The organism is Streptococcus oralis ATCC 49296 (assembly GCF_000185265.1).
Taxonomy (GTDB): Bacteria; Bacillota; Bacilli; order Lactobacillales; family Streptococcaceae; genus Streptococcus; species Streptococcus oralis_BC.
On sequence record NZ_GL622187.1, the window covers coordinates 1 to 607 of the forward strand.

Consider the following 607-nt stretch of genomic DNA (forward strand, 5'->3'; position numbering starts at 1 on the left):
GGTAGATTTCCATTGTACAATCAAGAGGGTACAATTGGCTATTTTGATTATGTAGCATGCCTATATCCAACAGGGGCAGCAAATGAAGAACTTTTATATTTTAACCAAGAGAATATTGAAAAGGTGGTATTCGAAGGATATCATTCGAAAAAAGAGGACGAGTTACAAGAATTATTCAAGAATCAAAAGGACAGTATTAAATATCCAAAATTGAAGGTATAATTTAATTTATAGATTTATTTCCAAAACAATAAACTTACTAACTTTCATTCGTAGGGGATCTATATTAAAATTGTAAAACTATTTGTTGTTTGACTCTTTATCAACTGTAGTGTGTTGATGAAAAGTGAACATTGAGAGAGGACGGGATTCGTTCTCTCTTTTTTATACTCTCAACTCTCTATTTAGTGGCTAACCTGAACTTGAAAGTAAATATTAATCCAAATTTATAGTGTAAAAATATAGCTTTGTTCCTGTGGGAAGTGGGCTATTTTGATATTGTGGTATAATAGAACAAGAACATTTTCTTTCTAGTACCTTGAAAATTCTATATTATCGCTTGTTTATCTGATCTGCTATTTACAAAAAAATATCCTATCCCTCGCTG

1 protein-coding gene is annotated in these 607 nt (G+C 30.8%); it reads left to right on the forward strand.

Going from position 1 to position 607, the window contains the following annotated elements:
* A partial coding sequence (locus HMPREF8578_RS12250) for a DUF4176 domain-containing protein (protein ID WP_000474355.1) occupies nt 1–222 on the forward strand: 222 nt, incomplete at its 5' end.
* Nucleotides 223–607: the final 385 nt, after the last annotated feature.